This is a genomic window from Sinomonas sp. ASV322 (assembly GCF_030908245.1).
In the GTDB taxonomy this organism is placed as follows: domain Bacteria; phylum Actinomycetota; class Actinomycetes; order Actinomycetales; family Micrococcaceae; genus Sinomonas.
In genome coordinates this window covers 180318-199968 of record NZ_JAVFJJ010000004.1, presented here as the reverse complement: position 1 = coordinate 199968, position 19651 = coordinate 180318, and the positions used below count along the sequence as shown (strand labels likewise).

Here is a 19651-nt window from a genome sequence, read left to right as displayed (position 1 = left end):
TCACCATCCGATCGCGAGCCAGTTGATGCGGTGCCACTGGTTGCCCCACAGCCTGATCCCGCCGCCGGGGTTCATAGTCATGAGGCCGTAGACGAAGTCGTTCCTGTCGCCGACGGGCGCCCACCCGCCCGCGATGCCGTAGCTCATCGGGGCGTTCCACCACGCCCGGTCGGTGCTGGTGTCACCGGGGGTGATCTGCACTGTGAGAACCCCGTTCGGGAAGGGGGTCGGATAGGTGAGGCGGGCGTACCCGTTGGGGTCGCTCTGCTGCGCGACCGTTCCCGCCTGCACGAGGAAGTCGGTGCCCTGCGGCGGGACCCCGCCCACGAGGGTGCTGCCCGCCCCGAGCAGGGGGATCCTTCCGAGTCTGGTGCTCTTCGTCCAAGCCATGGTGTCGTTGGCGCCGAGCGTGCACTGCCACACGTCGCCCTCGATCGTCACGGTCGACCCCACGCGGTCGAGGTACGTCAGGACGAGGTCTGACTTGGCGACCATGCCGCCGTTGGCTCCCCAGAGGCGCAGGTCGACGACCGCGGTCGGCTGGGACTGGCCGCCCGTCCACTGCACAAGCGCGAGCGGCTGGTCCTCGACGATCCCGGGGAAGACCTGCCGCTGGGTGTTCGAAAGCGGGGTCGGCGCGACGGCCTTCCCCGGCAGGCCCTTCGCCGAGGTGCCCTTCACCGCGACGAATCGAGACTGGCCGCCGGCCGGCTGCCAGTTGCGGCGCATCGCGATGAGGTCCCATCGAGTCTGGCCGAGGCTGATCGGGTCGCATTGGATGGTCTCGATCGCATTCGAGGTGTCGATCACACCCGGACCCCATCCGACGCCCGGGGCGATGTTCAATGCCTGGGCCGTTGACGGGTGCGGCGTGACTGCCCAGTCGCCCGCCCCGATTACGCCCCACTGCATGCCCCCGCTGTTGGGCAGGAGGGAGGCCAAGCCGGGCTCTGTGATCGGCCCGTCGTAGCCGATGCTCGTGATGGCCATCTATCTGCTCCTCATGTCTCTCAGGGCTGAGGCGGTCCGGCGGACGGCTTTGGCCAGCACTTCGTCGTCGCTGTCGGCGATCTCGCCTATCTTGGGCGTGACCTCGAGTCCGCTTTCGGCCTTCCACGTCAGCTCCGCGGAGCGGAGGATGTCGGTGACGACGAGGTCGGGGCCAACCCGCAGCGACACCCGATCGCCGACGTGGACGCCGTCGCGGCCGTAGCGGAAGTTCTCGGTCTCGGAGAGCCTGATCTTGAGCCCGGTCTTCTCGGCCGTCTCGGCGAACGTTTCGACGGCGCGCTGGGCAAAGACGTCCCCCGCGTTGGTGTCGCGAGCGTCGCGGAACACCTCGATGACGTCGCCCCATTCCGCGGCCCGGGCGGCGTTCTGGAAGAGGGCGAACTGGCGGGCTGTCCCTTCCCCCTGGCCTCCGACGACGATGTCTGTCGCCTCGGGTGCCTCGCTCGCCCATTCCCATTCGGCCACGACGCCCGACTCGTCGTTCAGTTCGCGGGCGTGCACAGTCGGCTCGTAGACGTCGACCATGAGTCCGGACCCGGATTGGCGGACCGTCACGCCGATCCCGGCTGTGTCGAGCGCCGAGAGGAGGATGTCGGCGAGGGGGTGGAAGCGTGCCGAGACGGTGATGTTCGCCCCTCGGCGCCGGTCTGGGGCCACGGTGACGGGCAGGCCTCGACGGTTCACGGCGTTGCGCGTGAGGAGTGTCTTCAGGACGGTCTCCGCAGGCCCGGACACGACGTCGTACTCCGCCGCCCCCTGACCGGTGATCTGCGCCGAGGGCACCGGCCAGCCGAGGACCCGCTGCAGAAGCCGCCAATCGTCCTCGACGGTGAACGTCATGGTGCCCGCCCGCCCGGGTCCTTTCCCGCTGCGGCTCCGGACGGGACCGCTGATCAGGTGCTCGCCGCGATACTGGGCGACGATCCGCGATCCCGGTTCGAGGAGGATCGGGGCCTTCTCGCTGAGGGAAGAGACCGTCACAGTGAGCCCTTGGGGGCCGTTATGGGCTGGCGTGGCGGTCACCTCGATCGGGTCGCCGAGCCATCCCTGCCTTGCGAAGGACTTGTCGTACAGGGTCAGACGGAACGGACTCTCCATCACCAGGCCTTCCTGTGAAGCGGGGTGATCTCTGCGGTCACGCTGCCGCCCCCCGTAATGGCGATGCTCAGCGGGAGGTTCTGGCCCGCAGGGACCGGCGCGAAGTCCGCCGCACCGAGCTCCCTGGTCCTGTCGACGGCGTTCGACAGCGTCCTCGTGGCCTCGTCCCAATCGCCGTACTTCGCCGTCTGGGCGCGCGGGTCGGTGTCGACGACGACGGCCTTGCCGTGCGGGACGGGGAAGGGGATCTCCACGACGCTGCCGCCGACACCGGCCGACACCGACGTGGAGCCCCCCACGACCGTCCACCGCGGCCAGGCCGGGACATCACCCGGATTGGTGATCGACGCGGCGCCAAGCAGCGAGCCGGACGTCACCCAGTACGGCTCCCCCGGCGCGGACGGAAGGAAGGCTCTGGAGGCCGACGCACCCCACGCCTGGCTGATCGGGTCGGAAGCCCAGTACGGCCCGTCCGCGGCCATCGCGATGCCGTAGACCTCCCAGCCCTTCTGGAACGGGTCATGCGAGAAGGCGTGCCCGCCGTCGTCCTCGAACCGGCACGCGAGATGCCGACGGCTTCCTGCCGGGGTCACGACCGTCCATGTCCCCGTCTGCCCGGGCTCGAGAGTGTCGCCGAGGGATGCCCAGAATGCGGCGTCCCTCACAGCCCACGCGTCGCTCGAGGCATCCGCCCAGATGCACAGCGGCCAGAACACCCGGCGGGCCTTCGCCCGGGACCCGCGGTGCCACTGGCCCGCGAGCGCCGGGGACTCCTGGACGATGTGCTGGTAGGCGGGGAAGCTCAGGCCTTCGACGCCTTCGCGGACGATCCCGAGCCCCTCCTGCGGCGCGGTCAGGTCCCACTCCGGGGCATCCTTGCCCGGCCCCCTCCAGAGCAGCTTGAGGCCGCGCAGGAGGGGTACCGGCGGGGCCGGGGGCACGTAGGGGGTCCCATAGGAGATGCCTGCCATTCACACCCCCGCGGCGACTCGGCGCAGCCCGTTGACCCGGACGGCTCGGGACTTCTGGACGTTGAGCTCGTCGACGATGTCCTCGGGGTCGCCGTACACGTTGCCGTACACGTTGATGTCGCCCGCGGCGGAGCCGGCCCCGGTGTCGGGGGCCGCGGGCCGTCCTGCGAGCGCGGTGCCCAGCGTCGGTGTGGCCCATCCTGCCTGTGCGGCTTCGGCGAGCCGTCGGGTTGCGTCCCGGACTCCCTGCTCCTTGCGGCGGACGCCGATCGCGGGGCCTTCGGCGATGTCCTCGCCGTAGCCGATGAATACGCGGCTGGGCGAGTGTATCCCGAGTGCGGCTTTGAAGGGCTCCCGGATGAAGTCGGGGACGATGTTCAGGAAGAAGTTACCGATGTTCGCCAGCAGCGATCCGGCGCCGTCGAGGAGGCCTTGGATCATGTTGCGTCCGATGTCCCAGAGGGACCGGCCGAGTCCGGAGAGGAATCCGACGATCTTGCCGGGCAGGTCGCCGAAGAAGCCGAGCAGGGTGCCGATGAAGCCCGACACGGCTCGGATCTGGGAGTCCCACGCGTCGGCGAACCACCGGCCGATTGCCCCGAGGGCGCCGAGCACGAACTGTCCCACGGCGGTGAGGCCGTTGAGGACGACCGAGCCGATCGTGTTCAGGACGCCGGTGACCACCGCGACGATGGTGTTCCAGATCCCGCGGAAGATGTTGAGCACGCCGGACCAGACTTGGTCCCAGTTCCCTGTGATGATGCCGGTCGCGACCTCGATCACGCCCTGCACGATCTGCATGACGGCGGTGATGATGCCAGCGATCGCGCCGAAGACGGTGCCGACGATCGGCATGAGCGCCTGGATCACGGGGATCAGGATCCCGGCGATGGTGGTGATCAGGGGGGCGATCGCGGAGACGATCAGGCCGATGATCGCGATGACCGGAGGGAGCACCGAGTTCACCAGCTCCGTGATGATCGGGGCCAGGATCGCGGTCAGGGTCGCCACCAGGGGCACGACGGCGGCCACAAGCGAGGCGATCACGGGAGCGAGGTTCGTGAACGCGTCGCCGAGTGTCTGGACCAGCGCGACCAGAGTGGGCAGGATCGCGACGAAGACCCCCGAGAGGGCTTCGACGAGGACTTGGACGATCTGGGTCACCGGCGGAAGGACCTGGCCGAGGACACTGCCGATGGTCGCGCCGAGCTGGAACAGGAGTCCGACGAGGTCCGGCAGGACCGGGGCGAGGGCGCGGAACATGAGCCCGAGCGGGCTGAACGCGCCCGCGAGGTCAACGACCTGCCCGATGAGCGGTGCGAACACGGGCCCGAGGGAGCCGAACATCGTCGAGAAGGCCTGCCCGAGCGTGGCGAGTCCGTCCACGAAGGCCCGAGCCTTGAACCCGAGCGCCTCGAGTGCGCCGGCGAACCCGGAGCTCGTGATGTCGTTCCCGCCGGCGGCGAAGGCGGCGCCGAACGCGGCTACCCCGCCGACGAGGGTCTGGAGCATCGGCAGGAGGGACCCGCCGAGGAACCCCATCGCGGCGGTCGCGGACGGGAGGAAGAGCTCGCCGATGGACGCGCTGAGGTTCTTCCAGCCGGTCGAGGCGACCTGCTGCTTGTGCGCGAACGTGTCGGTCTCCCGCGCGAAGTTCCCCTGTGCGTCCGCGGTCTGCTCCATGATCAGCGCCAGTGTCGCGGCCTGCTGCGCCTGGGCCTCGAACGATCCCCCGACCTTGGCGAAGCCGAGCTCGGCGGCCTTCGCGTCGATCGCGGCCTGAGTGAGCGAGACGCCGTACCGCTCGATCGGGTCCCGCTCGCCCTTCAGGGCAGAGGAGAGCGCCTCGACGGCTTCCTTCGTCGTGCCGCCGAACATCGAGGACAGGTCGGCGCCGAGCCCGATGAGCTGGTTCGTCTTCGGCCCGAGCTGGTCCATGGCCAGCCCGCCGTTCTTGAGCTGGGTTCCGATCAGCGTGCCGAGCTCGTTGTAGTCGTTCTTCGACAGGCCGACCGCGGCCGACGCGTCCCGTGACCACTGGAGCATCTGGGCCGACGAGCCCTTGAACACGGTCTCGATCGCGCCGACCGACTGCTCGAGGCCGCCCGCCTCGGTGATCGCGGACATGAAGCCCGCGCGGAGGCGGTCCAGCGCCACGACGGCGGCGAGCGCCCCCGCGGCCTTCTTGAACCCGCCCGCGAACGCCCCGCCAGCCTTGCTGCCGGCATCGTCGGCCGCCGCCGCGCCCTGCCGGCCGGCGTCCTCCACCGCATCCCGTGCCGCGGACCCGACCTTCGCTCGGATGCCCTGCCAGGCGCGCGCGAACCGGTTTCCGGACCGCTCCCCCGCGCCCGCGGCTTCCTCGGTCGACTCACGGAGCCGGTCCTGTGCGGTGGCGAGCTGCTGGGACGCGACACTGGTCCTGCCCTGGGCCTGCTCGAGTCGGCGCTGCGCCGAGGCGAGGCGCTCCTCCCCTGCGGCGAGCTGGGACACCGACGCGGTCCCCCGGTCTCGGAGCTCCAGAAGCCGGGCCTCGGCAACGCGGACCTTCCCCGACGCGTCGGCCTCGGACAGGCGCGCCTTGGACAGCGCCTGGGAGGCCGAGGCGACAGCGCTCTGGAGGTTCCGGGACACAGCCTGCGCCGCGCCGTCGGCCGAGGCCGAGAACGCCTTCGAGAACGCGGACCCGGACTCCCGGCCCGACCCGGCGACCTCGGCCGAGACCGCGCGCCGGAAACCGGTGAACTTCGGGAAGATCGCGACATGGCCGGAACCGACCTCTTCGGACACGCCGTGGCCTCCCCTCTCAGTCTGGGATCGCGCTCACGCTCCGCAGGCGCGCCCTCAGCCGCTCCCGCTCCTCGTCCGTGACGTCCGCCTGGCCGCGGCCGAGGTCGGAATCCCACGGCCAGTCGGCTGCCCACGGCTTCTCGGACTGGTCCCGGAGGAAGTTCACGACCCGCTGCGCAAGCAGCGCGGCATTCAGGTCAGGGCGCGGCATCGGGAACGCCCACCCGGCGAGCGCGGCATAGAGGTGCGATCCGGGGTCTTCCCTCAAGGCACTGACCAGCGCCACCGCCTCGCCCCAGGAGCAGGTCTCGCCGACGTCGAAGATCGACAGCCCGAACCGGGCGCGGAAGTCGTAGGCGAGTGCGGTGCGTTGCTCCTCGATCAGCTCGAGGAGCGCCGAGATTCCCCCAACGTCGCGTCGACCTTCTCCTGGTACGCCTTGAAGAATGCCTCGACGATGCCGGCGGTCTCGAGCGAGTCGAGCTCGTCGATCAGCTCGGCCGTCTCCTGGCCCGCAGCGTTGTCGATGACCTCGAAGAAGGCATCAAGCTCGTCCATCTTCCGGATCCTGCGCAGGAGCTTGGTCTTGAACCGCAGCGGGATGACGACTTCGCCTTCGCTGGTCTGGAAATGAAGGCTGTCCTCAACGACCTGCGAGGCGGGTTTCGGGGCTGGCGCCTTCGGCATGGTGGTGCTCCGTTCTCGTGATGGGCAGATGGGCGGAATGTGGTGCTGGGGCCCGCGCCCGCCCATCACGGCGCGGGCCCCAGGTCAGGTGGGTCAGGCGCCCCGGGTGTAGCTGAACGGCGCCGAGGACCCGACGGGGTTGGCTACCACCACGTTCACGGCGCCGGCCGAGCCGGACGGCATGACAGCCGTGATCTGGGTGCTGGAGTTGACCGTGTAGTCCGTCGCGGCGGTTGCGCCGAACTTCACCGAGGCGGTCCCGGTGAAGCCCGTGCCGGTGATCACGACGAGCTCGCCGGCCTTGGCCGGGTCGGGCGAGCCCTCGACGGCGGTGACGGCCGGCACGGCGTCCGCCGCGGCCGTGGCCGGAATGAGCCATTCGCCGATGTGCTCGTTCGCGACGGCGGGATGCCGGTCGATCCGGAACGTCGTCTCGTAGCCGAGCACCTCGCCGCGGGTGTTCTTGGCTTCCTTCACGGACAGCACCGAGGCGTTGGGGGCGACGCGTCGGCGGACGACAGCGTTCTTGAAGATCTCCTCGGTCCAGATCACGTACTTCTTGGACGTACCGCCGGCGTCGATCGTGATGTAGCCGTTCGCGTCGGCGGTCTTGCCGCGGATAATCGACCTGACAGTCTCGTCGGTCTGGGCGAAGATGACCTTGAGCTCGCACTTGGCCGCGCCAGACGGGATCGAGTAGCCCTCCTGCCAGAAGACGATCGGGTCGCCGTCGGGCTCCATGGTCCATTCGAAGCCGCCGTCCTCGGTGAGGAGGCCCGGTCGCCTGAATGCCGCCGGGAGGGTGTAGGCGGGCTGCGCGCCCGCGTTGGGAGTCGGGATCGCCGTGCCCTCGGGGGCGATCGCGATAGCCCCGGTGACCGGGATGCCTACGGCCCCGACGTCGTTGCCTCTGGCGTCTGCTGCCATGCTGCTGTGCTCCTTAACAAGGTGAGCCCCGCCTTCGACGGGGCTCGTAGTCGGTTCTTCTGGGCGGTCTACGGGAGCGGGGTGCCCGCGCAGACCATCTCGTGCGTCATGTACTTCCGGGCTCGCCCTGCCGGGTCCGGGACAGAGTACGGGCCGCGGGACGCCCGCACGGCGGCGACGGGGTTGCCTGGCTGGGTCCCCGCCGCGTCGTCGAAGATCGCGCGGACGACGCGGGCGAGATCGCCGGCCTCCTTGGGTGCGTCCCTCGGGCCGGCGACGACGGTCGTGCCGACGTTCCGGGACTCGGTCACGACGGATTCCCGGGGCCCGCCGTCGTCCCGGACGATGACCATCCGCTCGTGCACGACGTCGCCCTGGTCCGGGCCGGGCTCCCTGTTGGAGACGAACACGCCCCGGCAGAACGGCTCGGGGCGCGCGGCCAGCTCGGCGCGGAGCCAACCGGTGAGCCACAGCTCGAGGTCCGCGAACACGACCCTGGGCACTACAGGCCCTTCTTCGCCTCGCGGAGCGCTCGGACGAGATTGCCCGTCCTGGACTCGACGAGCATCGTCTTCCAGTCCCCGCCGACTACGCGGAATGTGACGAGGCGTGGGGTCTCGCGCCGCACCACCTTGATCGCATCCCGGTAGGCGCCCGACTCCACCGGCGCCGTGCTGCGGGCCGTCTCGGCGACCTGCTCGGCGATCCGCTCGCACGTCCCGGCCAGCTTCGGAGACGCGCTAAGGTCGCGGAAGAACGCGTCGTTGAACTGCATGCTCATCCGCTCACCTTCCTCGCCCTCGCCACCGAGCCCATGGGGTCGCCGCTGAACGGGTTCTTCCAGCGTTGGACCTCGCCGTCGACCTCCCACACCGTGCTCGGATCGTCCGGGAACCGGACCCGGTCCATGGGCAGGATGTCCATCCCGTGGGGGCCGAAGACGTCGCGCAGGCCGGTCACCTGCGAGCGCATCGCGTCTTCGGTCTCGGTGGTGCCCGCGGGGGCCCAGAAGGCACCCGGGATGGGGAGCTCGTCGGGGCTGGACCAGTCCCCGCGGGTCTGCTGCGCGCTGTACGGGTCCTCCACGAGGCGCCGTCGGAGCCGGACGATGGCCTCGCCGCCCGCGGCCGGGATCATGTCCCACATGGTCAGATCCCTTCCTCGGGCCAGATGAAGACATGCTCGTACCGGCCCGAGGGCGGAAAGGCGAAAACTGGCCCGACACGCACATCAGGCCTGCCCTCGAAGACTTCCACCATCCAGTCGGCCAGATCGAACAGCTCCCCACCCGCCTCGAGGGTGACCTGCTGCCCGAAGGGGCCCGTCGTCTGGGACCACGAGCGGGCACCCGGGATGGGCCGGGGACCGATCCTGGGCAAAACGAGCTGCACGACGACGTCCTTGACGCGCCCGCGCTCGATGGTGCCCGCGGCAATGCGCTCGTCGACGTCGCGCCACCGGTCCCGGATACCGCGGGAGACGACGCCGAGGTAGTACTCGGCCCGAGTCCGGTCGACGCCTACGAGGGGACGCCAGGCGCCCTCGATGTCCGCGATCGCGGCGAGATCTTCCATGGCGCCCCCTTCCGGCTATTTCTTCGCGGACGAGGTCGCCGGCTTGGCCGCCTCTGCGGCTGGAGGCCTCCCAATCCCCTGGGGGTCTGGCTCGCCTCCCTTGGAGTCCGGTTCGCCTGCCTCGGATCCCGAAGCGGGCTCGGGCTCATCGGCGAGGTCGGCGACGAGGCCTGCGGCCACGAGGCGCTTCCGTTCGGCGGCGGTGACGCCGGCCGGGAGGACGGCGCCCTTGTCGAAGTACCGTTCGGTGTCGTCGACCTTCGCCACGATCAGGGTCGCAGTCACGATGTGCGCCACGTCAGACCCCCGTGTTCGTGATGCGGATAGCGGCGAGAGGCTCGAGCACGACCGGGACGGTCACGCGGCGGGCGCGGAGGTCGTACTTGTCGCGCCGGTCATCGCGGATGGCCTTAGTCTCCACGCCGACGCCGCCGGCGCTGGTGTAGCCGGGGCCGCCGAGGTCCTCGTCGGCCATGCCGCCGAGCTGGGTGTTGTCGACCATCAGCGGGTCCGCGGTGGGGCTGTGGTTGGTCTTCGTCCACGTCAGCCCGAGTGCCTCCGGCCACGTCCCGCTCACGAGCGGGTTCGCCGACTCACGGGGCAGGAGGCCTGCGGCGTTGAGCCGGGCGATCGCCTTGGCCCACTGGATGTCGCTGAGCACGATCACATTCGGGTCATAGCCCTCGTCCAGGCCGGTGACCTTAGCCTTGGCCAGCAAGGCGCCCTCGACGATCGCGTCGCCAGTCGTCCACGCGCCGGGGGCGCCGGCGCCGGTGACGTCGAAGGTCTGGGTGACCTTCGAGGCGATGACCCCGAGCGCCGCGGAATCGACGAACTTCACGGACTGGTTGACCAACTTCGCGAAGGCACGGTCGACCGGGTTGATGCCAAGGCGCGCGATCGCCTCGTCCGTCACGGGGATGTCCTGGCCCCATTTGGTGGTCTTCGCCGCGGCGAGCTGGCCGGTGTCGGCCTGCGTGCTCGGGTACTCCGCACCGGGTGCGACAGCCTCCGGGGCGTCGTCGGCGAAGATCGGCTCGCCCGTCTCGTAGAGGATCGAGCCTCCGACGGCCTTGAACCGGCCGGTGAGGAGGAAGTCCGCGATGTAGCGCTGCTCGAGGAGCGTCCTCAGCCGCCGCGCGACGAGGGACGGGGTCTTCAAGAGGTGGTGGACGTCGACGGTGTCCCCGCCGACGACGGTGGCCGGCGGGGCCGGGTAGGTGTAGCCCATGCTGTGCTCTCCTTAGCGGTCCAGGGCGATCTCGACGGGCACGTCCGTGCCGCCGGTGAGTGCGATGCCGACGACTGCCCGCGTGTCCGCGACGTCGGCAGGGGTCGGCGTGGTGACGGGGGCGAGCGCGGCGACTTTCCCACCGGCGGCCGCGACCACGAGCGTCCCCGCCGCGACCGTGCCGGAGGCGGTGAGGCGCTGGACTCCGCCGCGTAGGACGGCGACCTTCTCGCCCGCCTTGGCGTCGAACGCCGCAGCGCCGATCCATGCAGCGGACTTCGCCGCGGCCGGGGAGACGCTGCGGTTCCCGGCCACGGCCAGGAGCTGTCCCGCGGCGACGTCGGCGGCGGCCGTGAACGTGACCGTCGCGCCGGGGTCGAAGAGATGGATGTGGGTGCTCACGGTCGGGCCTCCTCAGCCGGGTAGAACTTCGAGTAGAGCGCGTCGTGCGCGTCCTCGTCGGAGGACTCGTCGACGCCGCCGGTGATGCCGCGGGCCTCGAGGGGGATCAGGCCCTTCGCCAGGCCCGCGAGGGTGTCCGCGGCGCCGGGGTCGGCGAGCAGGGCGTCGAGCCAGTGGCTGCGGCGGGCCGGGGGGATTCGGCCGTCGCGGACCGCGGCCTCGACGAGCAGCCTGCGCTGGTCCTCGAGCTGCTGGGCCTGGGCGGCGCGGCCGTCGGCGGCGTCATTCCGGAGTTCCTCGTACTGTGCGGCGTCGAGCACGACCGTGCCGGCGGCCGGCTCGGCGGGGGCCGGTGCGGCGCGCTCGGCGAGCGCCTCGTCGACGGCGGAGAGGATTCCGTCGTCGTCGAGCTCCGTGCCGGCGGGGATGCCGAGCCGGTCGCGGAGCCCCTTGATCAATGCCTCGGGCATGTGATCGCTTCCTTCCTTGTTGGGGGTGGTTCCCACCGGCTCGGCCGGAGGTCTGGTTGCTGCCGCGGCGCGCGCCAGTTGCGGGCGCCGTGGCAGGATGGCGGCCGGGTCGGGGGCGTGCTCCCGGCCTGCGTGGGCGAACATGGACAGGTCGAAGCGGTTGGCCGGGGCTGTGTCGACGGCTGGTTCGTCGACGCGGTCTGCGAGGCCGGCGGCGACGGCTTCCTCGGCGTTCATCCACGTCTCGGCGCGCATGACGTCGCGCCATGCCTCGGTGGTGTCCCCGGCCTTGGCCGCGTAGACGGAGGCGATGTTGTCCGAGATCTTGTCGAGCGTGTCTGCCATGGCGTGCATGTCCCCGGCGTTGCCGACGACGAGGCCCCAGGCGTCGTGGACCATAAGCTGGGAGTTGCGGCCCATGACCAGCTCGTCGGCTCCGGCGGCGATGAACGAGGCCGCCGAGGCTGCGAGGCCGTCGACGTAGGCCACGACCTTTGCCCGGTGCCCGCGGAGCTGGTTCAGGATCGCGATGGCCTCGTGGACCTCCCCGCCCGGGGAGTTGATGTGGAGGCGGATCTCCTCGGTGTCGGGCGGCAGGCTGGCGAGGCTCTGGGCGAACTCCTTCGCCGAGACCCCCCAGTACTCGCCCCACGAGTCGATCGGATCGTAGAGGCGCAGGGTCGCGGCCTGCCCGTCGGTCTCGGGTTCGAGGACCGAGGCGCGGATGCCCGGCGCCGGTGCGATATTCCCGCGGAAGCGGTATCGGCTCTCAGCCATGTGTCCCTCCTTGCTGGTTCGTGTGCCAGGGCGGCCGATGGCCTTCCCCTGCCGGGTCGGCGGATGCCGGAGTGGGTCCGGCCGGGGCCGGTGCTGCCGGGGGCTGGCGGGCCGTTGCCGGATCCGCTGGCGGGAGTCCGTGCGCGGTCCTGAGGTGCTGCTCGAGCTTCTCGTCCGGGGTGATGGCCCCGCAGTCGACGAGCATCTTGACTGCCTCGGCGGTGGCGGGGTGCTTCGAGCCGATCTCGTCGAACACCAGCCGCGGGGCCGGTTCGTCGGGACCCCAGTTGAGGTCGACGAGGTCCTCGATGACGTGCTGAGTCGTCGTGTCGGCGACCTGCATCGCGACGGTCTGCAGGGAGAGGGTGAAGAAGTCCGCGAAGGTCGATCCGAGTGCCCACGACCCGGTCTCGGTGCCGAGGTTGAGGAAGTGCGCGAGGACTGCGCGGGCTATCTGCTCGTCGTAGTACCTGATCGGCTTGTCGGCATCCGGCAGAGTCCCGTCGACGCCCTTGAGGCTCAGCTTGGCCCCGTTGGGGACAGCCGCACCAGCGCTGTCGCCGGAACGGAGCCCTCTCGCTAGCGCGAGGCCGTCGCCGAGCTCTTCCTTCTCCTGCTTTGCCCTCTCCGCGCCGACGACGGAGTCGTGGATCTTGGAGCCCTCGTAGACGGGGACGCCCATGCCGTTGCGGTCCACGGTCTGGGCCTGGACCCTTAGGAGGCGGTCTTTGAGCAGCCAGTACTTGTAGGCCGGACGCAGGAGCGACTGGCCCAGCCAGTTCCCGCCCTCGCGGTCGTTCACGTACGCCACGAGCCGGTCCACGCCCATCCGGGGCCGCTTCCCCGCACCGGCGCCGTGCTGCTCGATCGCGACGAGGCCGCCGTCGGCGGCGACGTCGATCTGGGCGATCGTCTTGGGCGGGCGCCACGCAAGCTTGCGCAGCCTGGCCGCGCCAGCGCCGTCGATCCGGTAGACCTGCTCGAAGAAGCTATGCCCGAAGGCGAGCATCAGCAGGGACTGACGCAGGTGCTCCGTCCACGAGAACCGGTCACGGGTCCGCGTCGCAGGCTGGGCTGCTTCCCCCGCGATGTCTAGCCCCAAATCCTCTGCCACGAGCCGGGCGACCTCTGGGCGGGCCCCGTTCGGGTCGATGCGCCATGCCGTGCGCCGGATGGGGAGGGTGACCGCGCGCAGGACCGAGATGACCTGGGCGTCCTGCCTGCGCATCCGGTCGTAGACCTCGACGTTGCGCGGCCAACGGAGCTCCGGTGTCGCCTCTTCGTCCAGATCCGCCCAACCGCTGCGGCCCTCGGCCGCGTAGCCCTTCTCCGTGACCGGAACGCCCACACGCACCCCCATCCCCTCTCGCTCCTCAGAAGCCGACGTGTGCTAGATCGTCCGTCCCGACACTGCCCGGCCCGACATGGGTGGCTTCGACGGCTTCGGGTTTCGGCGGTGGCGGCGGAGCGGGGACCACGCGCCGGTCCATCAGCCACTTCGCGGCGATGAACGCCATCAGCGGCGCCGTCTCCTCGGGAGAGGCCAGCCGGTCAACGATCGAGGCTCCCGCGCTGAAGGTCTTGAGCACCGCGGTGGCCGCAGCGATGTCGAGCACTTCCTGCGGGTTGGTCCGGACCGTGCGATCGCGGACCGAGTCGAAGACGTTCGCCCATCCCGCGGTCAGGTCGCCCCCGGACCACTCGACAACCGGGATCGTGAACTCGGGGTCGCCGTCGAGGTCCTCCAGCAGCGGCGAGACCGGTGCCCCTTTCGACTGCCCGGTAACCGCGGTGATCAGGTCTCGGCGCTTGGGGTCCATGAGCCAGCCCTTGACCCAGTCCGAGTTCTGGCGGGCGGCGACCACCTCGACCTGGGCGACACCGTCGGCCCGGAACCCGGCGAAGGCGACATACGTCTTGTCCCGACTGTGGGACTGGTCGACGCCGACCCATACCGGGCCGACGATCCGGTCTTCCTCGGCGATGTACGGCTTGCCGTCAGGCCCCTGGAGGGGGACGTTCTTGCAGCTGTCCCATGCCCCGGGCGGGAACGGTCCCCCGAGGACGCGCTCCATCCACTGGCAAAGGCACTCGACGCGGAACACCCACTCGGGGTCGGTCCGGCACGCTGCGGCGATCGTGCGCTGGGTGAAGCCCTTGTTCCACCCCACCGAGGGGTTGGCCTGAGCCCACCCGTCCCGGTCCCACTTGTCGCACCCCGGCGGTGCGGACCATTCGAAGAGGCCGAGGGTGTCCTCGTCCTGCTCGAAGTCCTCGAGGTCGTCCTCGTCGAACTCCTCGCCGTCTTCCTGGAGGGCCTCGACGTCGAGCAGCGTCGGCCCGGACGCGGTGTGCTCCTTGCAGATCCCGTCGGGGTCGCCGACGGCCTCGTGGGCCATCTTCCGCAGGTATGCGAGGACGACGCTGGTGAGGTCGCCGGCGTTGGACAGGGCGAGCACCATGGCCTCGAGCTGGGCCATGGTGGTCTTGGTGATCGCTCCCCAGGCTTCCCAGTTCTGGTGCTCGCGGAGCTCGTCGAGGAGGATCAGGTTGCCGGTGAACCCGCGCCCGGCCCGCCGGTTCGCGGCCTTGACCTTGTACCGGGTCCCGTTCGTGAGCTCCAGGGCCTTCTTGCCGTTAACCTTGACGACCCGCTTGAGCAGCTCGGAGAGCTCTGCGTCCTCCTCGACGAGGTCGACGGCGCCCTGCCAGACCTCCTCGGCCGTCTCGAGGTCCTGAGCTGTGCCGAGCACGAGCGGCCAGCCCCAGACGATCATGAACCACAGCGCCAGCACCTGCGAGAGCGTCGACTTGCCGTTCTGACGGGCCACGAGCACCACCACGGTGCGGAACCGCAGACTGCCGTCCTCGAGCAGCTCGAGCATGTGCACGAGCAGCCACTTCCGCCACGGGTACAGCTCGATGTGCAGGACATCCCGGGCGAAGTCTATGACGTCGTACCCGAGCGTGCGCTCCTCGGTCTCCGGCGAGCGCGGCTCCAGCGGGCGGAGCGGCGGCGTGAAGATGCGGGGTGTCTCGCACCCAAACAGCGGGGGGCGGGGCTTGCTGTGCTTGCGGGCGTCTCGGGCCTTGGGGCTAGCCTGCGGCACGGCGTGACCGCGCCCTTTCCTGCATGTCCGTCACCTTCGACGCCGGCGCCTTCGTCTCACCACCACCGGCGGCGCCGACGGCCTTCGCTGGGACCGAGGCCGGGGTGATCTGGAGGTCCGCACACGCCTTCAGATAGGTCGGCACCGTCGTGGCCATGGCCTTCTGCAGCGCCTCCATCCCCTCGCGCTGTGCCTCGTCGATCATCCACGCGAGCGTCTTCACCGCGGCCACCGGGCCCGCGTACTTCCGCTGGGCAAGGTGCGGGGCGTTCGCGATCGAGGCCGCCGTCGCATCCGCCATATACCCGCGTTTCCGGGCCGGCTTTACCAGCGGCGCGAAGCGGTCGCCCCAAGCGCGGATCTGCTCGGCCGTCTGACGCTCGACTGCGAGCGCCGGGTGAGGCACCACGCGGCCACGAGGGTCTTTGACCACCATGCCCTCGTCCTCGACCCGCTGCCGCGCCTCCCGGAGCCTGGCCATCAGCGTGCAGAACGCCTCCAACGCCGCGCGGTCGACGTTCCCCGCAAAGTCGTTCGCCACGACGATTTCCCGCCACGCCTCGACCGCAGAGGCGGGTAGACCTGGGGGCGGCGCAAGCGGCTCTGACTCCTCCGGAGAGGACTTGGCGGTCACAAGGCCACCTCCCCCAAGCTAAGGACACCGAACGAGGCCTCTCCTGCCTTGATGGTGCCGGTCCGGATGCTCTCAGCCGGACGCGCGCTGAGGTTCGGGGCCGCGGTACGGAATTCGGGCCTCAGGCGGGCCACCAGATCGGACAGGGCCCTTCGGGAGCGCCGCCAGTCGACCATGACCGCGATGTCGGAGACCGGCATGCCGGGATAATCGGCCAGGACATCCCGCACCGCAGGCTCGAAGGCCTCAGCGTCCGACGCCCGCCAGTACGAATCCCTCGCCCCGGGCGCCAAGGCCCGCCGGACGGCGTTCCGGGACGCGCCGAGGTCCCGCGCGATTCCTTTCAGCGGCGACCCGGCAACGCGCAGGACACGGATGCGGGGCCGATCGTGCATCTACCCCCCTCAGGGCAGTCCGGGGTCCGTTTTCACTGCCAAAAAGCGCGGAATTCGGCGGATTTCCGGGATCAGGCCGGGGGGAGAGGACGGTGCCGGCGGGAAGAGTCCGGGCTCGGACAGCCCTAGATTTTTCTGGGCCCGCCTTCGGCTCACCAATCGTTCGACGTCAGACCGAGACCCTGCAACGGTTCCAGCCCGGCACCCTTGTTGCAGTCAAGATGTGCTGGCGCCCAGTTCGACGGATCCCACGTCAGCCCGGGATACCGCTTACGCGACTTGATGTGCTGCACACTGCACGACTGCGGATGCGGATACTCGAGCGAGTAGTCGATGCCCTGGTCACAGATGCAGCACGGAGACTTCGCCCGGCGGCCCTTCGCCTTTACCGTGGCGAGCGCCTCCTGCCGGCGACGCCCCGACCAGGGCGGAACATGCAGCCCCTGCACCAGCGCCGGCACCTCCCTGACATGCCAAAGGCCCGGACCAATCGGCCGAGCCTCCCGCGGTGATAGTACACCACCATCAGTTCGTAACTGTACCCCCGTCAAGCACGAGATTCTCGTCAATCGGTCGCGGCGTGGCGTGTCGAGGCGCGCGACTATCCTGATTTTGTGAAGACACCGCTGACTAATGACGAAACCACGGAGGCCCTGAAGGATCATCTCGGTTTCTTGCTGTCCTCATGCCGGGCTTTCGACGACGGAAACGCATCTGAGGCCAAGAGAATCGCCGCGTCCCTTCGGGTATTGCTGCACCAGACTCCCAACTCCCACGCCCTCCTTGGCCAAGTCGGTCTGCTCAATCGCCTTTACGTTCTCGATTCTGCCGGGGAGGTCACGTCAGATCTCAGGCAGCCGCCTTTCACTCTGACCGGCCTCCACATAGAAGTCATCGGGAACCACGAAGCGTTCAAGAACTCCTTCATCCCCAAGCTCGGACAACCGGAACCCCCGCAGCCCGATATTCGATACCAGATACACGAGTTGCTCAATGGCCGTAAAGCGCCCCGATCCCCTGGCATGCATCTTCCGTTCGACCAATGGTGGAATCAGACGGTCATCAACGCTCCCGCGGGACACCAATTCAGCAGGAAGAAACTGATCCTAACGACAGCCAACCAAGAGGGCGCCCACGTGGACCCCGGGGTCGACGACGACTACTACGCTCTAACTCGACTAAACTCTCTTGGGGTCTACGCAGGCGGAGACAAGGAAAATCTCCGACTGATGTGGGCCAGCGCCGACGGGAAGTTTGCGGAGGCACCCGAAATCGAACTCACGTCCGCTGGCTCTCCCGTCCCGGCATCGCTGAGGCAGATCGCGTGGGAACTTACCCAGAGCCTCATCGGCCAGCATCCCGAATTCATGCCCTGAACAACTCCGCCCCGAGCCCCGACGTCTCAAGTGCGTAGCGATGCTTCAAGTGACGCTCCACTGTCGTGTCCTTGTGTCCGCGACACGACGCAATGACGTCTGTGAGAGGGTACTGCTGCGGCCTGGTACCGGCCCTTCTCCACCCGTCGACACTGGCGCGTTTATGCACATAGGGCCTCGTCCAACCCGTGAGCATCATCACTGAATCCACGTCGACCCACACCTCAGGATTGACCACACCGCTCCTTCGCACGATCGATCCAACGATTAATGGGCGGCACCCAAGCAAGCTGGCCCGCGTCGCGTGGGATCGCCAGCCATGCATCCCACACCTCGGGCAGACCGTCCGCTACGAGACTCGAGCTCGGATGCGACGTGATCCACGTCAGATGCCATCGGCCGATCGCTCCGGCGATGGTGCCTGTATTCCGACCCCGGGCGAGTCGTAGGTCCGGCCGATCTTCAAGCAGCTGCGACGCGAGCCCTGAGACTGCGAGTTCGATCTTGGTCGTAACGTCGACGATCGCGAGCTCCACCGGCACGGCCGGATCGACGCTCTTCGACCCGACCTGACCGCCGGATTTCGTCGGGTGGAGCAGGTCCTGGAGCGCCGGCCACGACCGCTCGATGCCGAGGAGAGCCCGCTGGAGGTCGTCGCGGCATCGCCAGCACAGCCAGGAACCGCGCTCTGCTTGCACAGACCCGTCGTCATGGCCGGTGACGCACCAGCCCGAGAACCTGACGACCCGACGGGCCAGAGCATAAGGGACCATGCGGACACGGCCGTCCACCACGACCGGGTACCGCTTGGCGAGCCTCCAGTTGGCAGGCAGCACTCGGCTCTCGGTCATCTGTTCTTCCTCCTCCTAGGTCTCGATCGCTTCGTGGGCATGGGGGCAGGGGGCGAGGCGGGGCTACGCCCCTTCCCTCCCCTGCCCTTCCCGACCCGACCCGTCCCGTCCCGGCTTTTCCGGATTCCGGAGTCAGGCGATTGGTCAGGATTGGTCAGAATTGGCCAATCCTGCTCGATTCCTGCTGAATCGCCGTCCCGGCCGGAGGTGCCGTCGCCGGGGTTGTGCTGGCCGGAGGTGCCGTTGCCAGCGGTCGGGCCGGTGGTGCCGTCGCCGGGGTTGTGCTGGCCGGAGGTGCCGTTGCCAGCGGTCGGGCCGGTGGTGCCGTCGCCCTCGTTCGTGCGGGAGCCGGAGGTGCGGTCGCTCGCCGCCGTTGTTGTGCCCTGCCCGGGCTTGCTTAAGTCGCGTGGGCGGGGTGCGGGCCGGAAGTAGCCGTCGCCCGCGTGGGCACCGGGGCGCAGGGCCTCGGTGGGTTCCGGTACCTCGATGCCGAGGCGCCGGACGTAGTCGTGCTCGCGCAGCCACTGAACCGTCGACACCGCGAAACGGGCCCGGGTCGGCGGCGGCAGAAGTGGGTAGTCGAGATCCGCGTTCGGGTTGTCCTTGCGGCCCGAGTTGCAGGCACGGCAGGCAACGACGACATCCTCGGGCGTCTCCGCGCGGCGCCGGGGCTTCCGGTGGTCGTACGTCGCGCCCTGCGGGCTCTTCTGGTCGCCCCAGCGGACGACGCAGCCGCAGTAGCGGCAGCCGTCGCCGTCGCGGAGCCGGACGGGGACGATCAGCTCCGGGTTCGAGTTATCGCGCTTGCGCTGCCGCTCCCACTCGATCTCCTCCCTCGTGCGGAGGTGGATGAATTCCTCGTCCTCGACTATCCGGTACAGCTTCACGGTCCGGCCGTCGACGACGCCCTCCTCCTCGACCATGTACCCGGCCCACATCGCGAGCCTGAGCAGAGCGTCCGCGCGGGCCATGCTGCCTGCGAGCGCGATCGCGGTTCCGCGGTTTATGACGTAGTCGGTCAGGTGTGCGGCGGACTGGGTTGAGCAGCGGGCGACGAAGCCGAAGAGCTCGTTGACGATTCGGTCGTCTGCGTCCTCGTGTTCGAGGACGGCGAGCACGGTGGGGTGGTTCGCGCTCGTGTCGCCGAATCTGGCCCAGGCCATCCGGGGTTGTCTCCTTCCGTGCCGCCGGCTAGGCCGGTGGGTTCCTTGTCCGTGAGCGCGGCGTCGGCCAGTACGCCGGCGAGATCGACGATGCGCTGGAGGTGGTCTTGGAACGGCTTCGAGTCGTGCTGCAGCTGTTCCGCGATGGGCGCGGCCTGCTGGGCGTGCCACCCAATCAGGACCA

At 69.4% G+C, this 19651-nt stretch carries 23 protein-coding genes; 1 reads left to right on the top strand and 22 read right to left on the bottom strand.

Annotated elements, in window-relative coordinates; translation table 11 throughout:
* The 20 genes from RBS12_RS07640 to RBS12_RS20225 form a co-directional block, all read right to left on the bottom strand.
* Positions 1–990 (bottom strand): hypothetical protein, encoded by a 990-nt coding sequence (locus tag RBS12_RS07640; RefSeq protein ID WP_307965478.1) that lies wholly within the window; start codon positions 988–990, stop codon positions 1–3.
* Positions 991–2109 carry a hypothetical protein gene (locus RBS12_RS07635; protein WP_307965477.1) on the bottom strand — a complete coding sequence of 373 codons (1119 nt, stop codon included), beginning with the start codon at positions 2107–2109 and terminating at the stop codon, positions 991–993.
* Positions 2109–3080, bottom strand: a complete 972-nt coding sequence (locus tag RBS12_RS07630; protein ID WP_307965476.1) for a hypothetical protein — start codon at positions 3078–3080, stop codon at positions 2109–2111. Before RBS12_RS07630 ends, RBS12_RS07635 begins: the two co-directional genes overlap by 1 nt.
* Positions 3081–5870 (bottom strand): hypothetical protein, encoded by a 2790-nt coding sequence (locus RBS12_RS07625; RefSeq protein WP_307965475.1) that lies wholly within the window; start codon positions 5868–5870, stop codon positions 3081–3083. It abuts the gene before it with no gap.
* Between the two features lie 16 nt (positions 5871–5886).
* Positions 5887–6156 carry a hypothetical protein gene (locus RBS12_RS07620; RefSeq protein WP_307965474.1) on the bottom strand — a complete coding sequence of 90 codons (270 nt, stop codon included), beginning with the start codon at positions 6154–6156 and terminating at the stop codon, positions 5887–5889.
* A 95-nt stretch (positions 6157–6251) separates the two neighbouring features.
* Positions 6252–6557 (bottom strand): hypothetical protein, encoded by a 306-nt coding sequence (locus RBS12_RS07615; RefSeq protein WP_307965473.1) that lies wholly within the window; start codon positions 6555–6557, stop codon positions 6252–6254.
* A gap of 93 nt (positions 6558–6650) precedes the next feature.
* Positions 6651–7484, bottom strand: a complete 834-nt coding sequence (locus tag RBS12_RS07610) for an IPT/TIG domain-containing protein (protein ID WP_307965472.1) — start codon at positions 7482–7484, stop codon at positions 6651–6653.
* Positions 7485–7552: 68 nt separating this feature from the next.
* Entirely contained in the window at positions 7553–7987 is a 435-nt protein-coding gene (locus RBS12_RS07605; RefSeq protein WP_307965471.1) for a hypothetical protein, read from the bottom strand.
* Positions 7987–8265 (bottom strand): hypothetical protein, encoded by a 279-nt coding sequence (locus RBS12_RS07600; protein WP_307965470.1) that lies wholly within the window; start codon positions 8263–8265, stop codon positions 7987–7989. The genes RBS12_RS07605 and RBS12_RS07600 overlap by 1 nt, the downstream gene beginning before the upstream one ends.
* Positions 8262–8630, bottom strand: a complete 369-nt coding sequence (locus RBS12_RS07595) for a hypothetical protein (RefSeq protein WP_307965469.1) — start codon at positions 8628–8630, stop codon at positions 8262–8264. Before RBS12_RS07595 ends, RBS12_RS07600 begins: the two co-directional genes overlap by 4 nt.
* A 2-nt stretch (positions 8631–8632) precedes the next feature.
* On the bottom strand, positions 8633–9058 hold the full coding sequence (locus RBS12_RS07590; RefSeq protein ID WP_307965468.1) for a Gp19/Gp15/Gp42 family protein: 426 nt from the start codon (positions 9056–9058) through the stop codon (positions 8633–8635).
* A 15-nt stretch (positions 9059–9073) separates the two neighbouring features.
* Positions 9074–9343 (bottom strand): hypothetical protein, encoded by a 270-nt coding sequence (locus RBS12_RS07585; RefSeq protein ID WP_307965467.1) that lies wholly within the window; start codon positions 9341–9343, stop codon positions 9074–9076.
* A gap of 13 nt (positions 9344–9356) precedes the next feature.
* A complete protein-coding gene (locus RBS12_RS07580) occupies positions 9357–10289 on the bottom strand; it encodes a hypothetical protein (protein WP_307965466.1) in 933 nt (310 codons plus the stop codon).
* Between the two features lie 12 nt (positions 10290–10301).
* Positions 10302–10691: a capsid cement protein gene (locus RBS12_RS07575; RefSeq protein ID WP_307965465.1), complete on the bottom strand. Its 390-nt coding sequence runs from the start codon at positions 10689–10691 to the stop codon at positions 10302–10304.
* Positions 10688–11938, bottom strand: coding sequence for a head maturation protease, ClpP-related (locus RBS12_RS07570; RefSeq protein ID WP_307965464.1), 1251 nt, complete (start codon positions 11936–11938; stop codon positions 10688–10690). Before RBS12_RS07570 ends, RBS12_RS07575 begins: the two co-directional genes overlap by 4 nt.
* Positions 11931–13298 carry a DUF935 family protein gene (locus tag RBS12_RS07565; RefSeq protein ID WP_307965463.1) on the bottom strand — a complete coding sequence of 456 codons (1368 nt, stop codon included), beginning with the start codon at positions 13296–13298 and terminating at the stop codon, positions 11931–11933. The genes RBS12_RS07570 and RBS12_RS07565 overlap by 8 nt, the downstream gene beginning before the upstream one ends.
* 13 nt (positions 13299–13311) lie before the next feature.
* Positions 13312–15048 carry a hypothetical protein gene (locus tag RBS12_RS07560; protein ID WP_307965462.1) on the bottom strand — a complete coding sequence of 579 codons (1737 nt, stop codon included), beginning with the start codon at positions 15046–15048 and terminating at the stop codon, positions 13312–13314.
* Entirely contained in the window at positions 15035–15682 is a 648-nt protein-coding gene (locus RBS12_RS07555) for a P27 family phage terminase small subunit (RefSeq protein ID WP_307965461.1), read from the bottom strand. Before RBS12_RS07555 ends, RBS12_RS07560 begins: the two co-directional genes overlap by 14 nt.
* Positions 15679–16077, bottom strand: coding sequence for a hypothetical protein (locus tag RBS12_RS07550; protein WP_307965460.1), 399 nt, complete (start codon positions 16075–16077; stop codon positions 15679–15681). Before RBS12_RS07550 ends, RBS12_RS07555 begins: the two co-directional genes overlap by 4 nt.
* A 152-nt stretch (positions 16078–16229) precedes the next feature.
* Positions 16230–16742, bottom strand: coding sequence for an HNH endonuclease (locus tag RBS12_RS20225; protein ID WP_373886493.1), 513 nt, complete (start codon positions 16740–16742; stop codon positions 16230–16232).
* Here RBS12_RS20225 and RBS12_RS07545 point away from each other — a divergent pair.
* Positions 16692–17453: a hypothetical protein gene (locus RBS12_RS07545; protein WP_307965458.1), complete on the top strand. Its 762-nt coding sequence runs from the start codon at positions 16692–16694 to the stop codon at positions 17451–17453. The genes RBS12_RS20225 and RBS12_RS07545 overlap by 51 nt on opposite strands.
* A gap of 224 nt (positions 17454–17677) precedes the next feature.
* Here RBS12_RS07545 and RBS12_RS07540 read toward each other — a convergent pair whose 3' ends face one another.
* Both RBS12_RS07540 and RBS12_RS07535 read right to left on the bottom strand, forming a co-directional pair.
* Positions 17678–18304 (bottom strand): hypothetical protein, encoded by a 627-nt coding sequence (locus RBS12_RS07540; RefSeq protein WP_307965457.1) that lies wholly within the window; start codon positions 18302–18304, stop codon positions 17678–17680.
* The gene (locus RBS12_RS07535; protein ID WP_307965456.1) at positions 18301–19467 is read right to left on the bottom strand and encodes a hypothetical protein; all 1167 of its coding nucleotides are present in this window, start codon (positions 19465–19467) and stop codon (positions 18301–18303) included. Before RBS12_RS07535 ends, RBS12_RS07540 begins: the two co-directional genes overlap by 4 nt.
* Positions 19468–19651: the final 184 nt, after the last annotated feature.